This is a genomic window from Cryobacterium sp. RTC2.1, assembly GCF_035018685.1.
Classification (GTDB): Bacteria; Actinomycetota; Actinomycetes; order Actinomycetales; family Microbacteriaceae; genus Cryobacterium; species Cryobacterium glucosi.
Map to the genome: position 1 here is coordinate 1 of NZ_JASJXJ010000237.1, position 3529 is coordinate 3529.

Here is a 3529-nt window from a genome sequence, read left to right on the forward strand (position 1 = left end):
GGTACTACTCGCTGCCGATCCTGCTCGGCGACACCCTCGTCGGGCGCGTCGACCTCAAGAACGACCGGCAGGCCGGCGTGCTGCGCGTTCAGGCGGCGTGGGCCGAAGCGGATGCCCCGGCCGACACCGCAGAGCGCCTCGCGCCGGTGCTGCGCGCGACCGCCCTCTGGCAGGGGCTCACCGAGATCACGGTCGCGCAGCGGGGTACTCTCGCGCCGGCACTCGCCGCCCTTCTCGCCTGAGCGCAGTCGTCAGAACTTGTTGCCCATGGCGTGCAGGCGGTCGATCCGGTCCTCGATCCGCGGGTGCGTGCTGAACAGCTTCGCCATCATGCCGGGCTTGAGCGGGTTCGCGATCCACAGGTGCGCCATCGACGTGTTCTGCTTCTGCATCGGGCGCCCGTAGGTCTCGAGCTTGGCGAGGGCGCTCGCGAGGGCATCCGGATGCCGCGTCGTCAGCGCGCTCGTGGCATCGGCGAGGTATTCGCGCTGCCGGGAGACGGCGAGCTGCACCATGCTGGCGACGAGCGGTGCCACGATCATCGCGACCAGGCCGAAGACCATCACGACGGGGTTGCCGTTGTTGTTGTTATTGCGACCGAAGAACGCCATCCGCAGGAACATGTCCGAGATGAAGCCGACCGCGACGACGAGGCCGAACACGACCATCGACACCCGGATGTCGTAGTTGCGGACGTGCCCGAGTTCGTGGGCCATCACGCCCTCGAGTTCGGAGTCATCCATGATGGCGAGCAGGCCCGTCGTCGCGGCGACGATCGCGTGCTGCGGGTCGCGCCCGGTCGCGAACGCGTTCGGCGCGGGGTCGTTGATGATGTAGATCTCCGGCATCGGCGTTCCGGTCGTGATCGACAGGTTCTCGACGGTGTTCCAGAGCCGCGGATGCTCCGCCTTGCTGTTCACCCGGATGCCGCCGCTCATCGCGATCGCCTGGCGCCCGGCCGCGAAGTACTGCACGAGGGCGTAACCCGCGGCGACGACGATCGTGAGGATCAGGATGCCGTAGCCGCCGCGACCGTAGACGGCGTTGGCAATCCAGCCGAGGCCGGCGATGATCCCCAGGAAGAGGATGATGATGAAAACGGTGTTGCGCTTGTTCCGCGCGATCGCACTGTACATCTGGGCCTGCCGCTAGAACTGGACGCGAGGCGGCTCCGCGATGGCTGCGGAGTCGGTGACCTCGAAGAAGTCGCGCTGGGTGAATCCGAGGTTCTTCGCGATCAGGTTGTTCGGGAAGACCTGGATCTTCGTGTTGAGCTCCCGCACCCCGCCGTTGTAGAAGCGGCGCGACGCCTGGATCTTGTCCTCGGTGTCGACGAGCTCAGCCTGCAGCTGCAGGTAGTTCTGGCTGGCCTGGAGCTGCGGGTACGCTTCCGCGACCGCGAAGATGCTGCGCAGGGCGGACTGCATGTGGTTCTCGGCGGCTGCGGCATCCGCAGGGGTCGTCGCACTGATCGACTCGGCGCGGGCCTTGGCGACGTTCTCGAAGACCGCCTTCTCGTGCGCCGCGTAGCCCTTGACCGTCTCGATGAGGTTCGGGATGAGGTCGGCACGCCGCTTGAGCTGCACCGTGATGTCGCTCCACGCTTCGTCCACCCGCACCTTGAGGGTCACGAGGGAGTTGTACGTCGCCCAGAAGTAGATTCCGACGATGACGACAAGCACAACAACGATGAGTAGCGGGATGAGCCATTCCATGGCAGCGTCTCCTTGTATTTCAGCGGTGCGAGCGAGCGGGCCGCGGCGGCATACGAACAATGGTGCCATCATAACGACGCCGCCTGACACTCTCATCCGCTTCCCACCAGACTCCAAGAAACACCCCCGATCCATGGTTCTTTCCGGCCGAACCGGCGAATAATCAAAGGCATGAGCCATCTGTCTGCACCCGCGGTCCACGTGACGGACCTGTTCGCCCGCCGGGGCAGGCATCCGGTGCTGCACGGGTTGAGCCTCACGGTGCCCCGTGGCCTCGTCGTGGGCCTGATCGGGCCGAGCGGATGCGGCAAGACGACCCTGATGCGCTCGATCGTCGGCGTCCAGCTCGTGCAGTCCGGGGAGGTCACCGTGCTCGGCCGCCCCGCCGGCTCCGTCTCGCTCCGGAACAGGGTCGGCTATGTCACGCAGGATGCGAGTGTCTACGACGATCTCACCGTGCGGCAGAACCTGAGGTACTTCCGGTCGGTGCTCGGCGCCCCCGCGAGCGATGTCGACCGGGTGATCGACGCGACCGACCTGGGAAGATATGCCGGCCAGCTGGCGGGTTCGCTCTCGGGCGGCCAGCGCAGCCGGGTGTCGCTCGCCGGCGCCCTGCTCGGGTCCCCCGAGCTGCTCGTGCTCGACGAACCCACCGTCGGCCTCGACCCGGTCCTCCGGGTGGAGCTCTGGGAGCTGTTCCACCGGCTCGCGGCCGGAGGGACGAGCCTGCTCGTGTCGAGCCACGTCATGGACGAAGCGAGCCGCTGCGACCGGCTGCTCCTGATGCGGGACGGTGAGATCCTCGCAGACGACACCCCGGCCGGGCTGCTCGCGTCGACCGCGACCGACGACGTCGAGGCGGCGTTCCTGAGCCTGATCCGGCGGCATCCGTCGCCAGAAGACCCGCAAGCCGATGACCCGTCGTCCGAAGGCCGGCCGACCGGGACCGGGTCGACCGGATTCGATGGTGCGCTGTGAACCCGCGCCGTACGCTCGCAACGGCCGGACGGGTGCTCGCCCAGATCCGGCACGACCCCCGCACGATCGTGCTGCTCCTCGTCGTCCCGAGCCTGCTGATCGGCCTGGTGGCGTGGATCTTCTCCGACACGCCCGTGTTCGACAGGATCGGGCCGGCGATGATCGCCCTGTTCCCGTTCATCGTGATGTTCCTCGTGACGAGCATCACGACCCTGCGGGAACGCCGCACCGGGACGCTGGAACGGCTGCTCTCGATGCCGCTCGGCAAGGGCGACTTCATCCTCGGCTACACCCTCGCCTTCGGGCTGCTCGCGGTGCTGCAGTCCGCGGTCGCGGTCGGGTACGCGGTCTGGGTCTGCGGCCTCACGATCGCCGGTTCGGTCTGGTTGCTTCTCGCGGTCGCCGTCGCCGACGCGGTTCTCGGCACGACATTCGGGCTGCTCGCGAGCGCGTTCGCCCGCACCGAGTTCCAGGTCGTGCAGTTCATGCCCGCGCTCGTGTTCCCGCAGATCCTGCTCGGCGGTATCTTCCTCCCCCGCGACCAGCTTCCGGACGCCCTGCGGATCATCAGCGACTGGCTTCCGCTCTCGCACGCGATCGACGCCCTCCAGGCGGTCGCCTCGAATTCGCAGGACGCCGCGTACATCGGCGGCGAACTGCTCATCATCGGGGCGTGGATCGTGGGAGCGGTCGTCGTCGGCTCGATCACGCTCCGCCGCCGCACCCCCTGACCCATCCCCCGCCGCGGATTTCGGCGGGCGGGAACGGGCGGGAACCGGACGCCGGTCAGCGGGCGGCGAGCACCTTCTGGAGCCAGCGGTACGAGGACTTCGGCG

General features: G+C 67.8%; 5 protein-coding genes. 3 read left to right on the forward strand and 2 right to left on the reverse strand.

The window, feature by feature from the left end; genetic code table 11:
* A partial coding sequence (locus tag QN357_RS18265; RefSeq protein ID WP_323505324.1) for a DNA glycosylase AlkZ-like family protein occupies positions 1-242 on the forward strand: 242 nt, incomplete at its 5' end.
* A 9-nt stretch (positions 243-251) separates the two neighbouring features.
* Here the strand turns inward: QN357_RS18265 and QN357_RS18270 are convergent.
* Complete coding sequence (locus QN357_RS18270) at positions 252-1136, reverse strand: M48 family metalloprotease (protein ID WP_323505325.1); 885 nt, start codon at positions 1134-1136, stop codon at positions 252-254.
* Between the two features lie 12 nt (positions 1137-1148).
* A complete protein-coding gene (locus QN357_RS18275) occupies positions 1149-1715 on the reverse strand; it encodes a LemA family protein (protein ID WP_134449481.1) in 567 nt (188 codons plus the stop codon).
* A 171-nt stretch (positions 1716-1886) separates the two neighbouring features.
* On the opposite strand from QN357_RS18275, the gene QN357_RS18280 reads away from it, so the two are divergent.
* Together QN357_RS18280 and QN357_RS18285 are read left to right on the forward strand one after the other, a co-directional pair.
* The gene (locus tag QN357_RS18280; RefSeq protein ID WP_134449480.1) at positions 1887-2693 is read left to right on the forward strand and encodes an ABC transporter ATP-binding protein; all 807 of its coding nucleotides are present in this window, start codon (positions 1887-1889) and stop codon (positions 2691-2693) included.
* Positions 2690-3424, forward strand: a complete 735-nt coding sequence (locus QN357_RS18285; protein WP_134449479.1) for an ABC transporter permease — start codon at positions 2690-2692, stop codon at positions 3422-3424. Before QN357_RS18280 ends, QN357_RS18285 begins: the two co-directional genes overlap by 4 nt.
* The last annotated feature ends 105 nt before the right edge of the window (positions 3425-3529 follow it).

What these genes read in the sequence shown, in the direction of transcription:
- QN357_RS18275 (WP_134449481.1), bottom strand. Translation starts at nt 1,715, where the DNA reads ATGGAATGGCTCATCCCGCTACTCATCGTTGTTGTGCTTGTCGTCATC.
- QN357_RS18270 (WP_323505325.1), bottom strand. Translation starts at nt 1,136, where the DNA reads ATGTACAGTGCGATCGCGCGGAACAAGCGCAACACCGTTTTCATCATC.
- QN357_RS18280 (WP_134449480.1), top strand. Translation starts at nt 1,887, where the DNA reads ATGAGCCATCTGTCTGCACCCGCGGTCCACGTGACGGACCTGTTCGCC.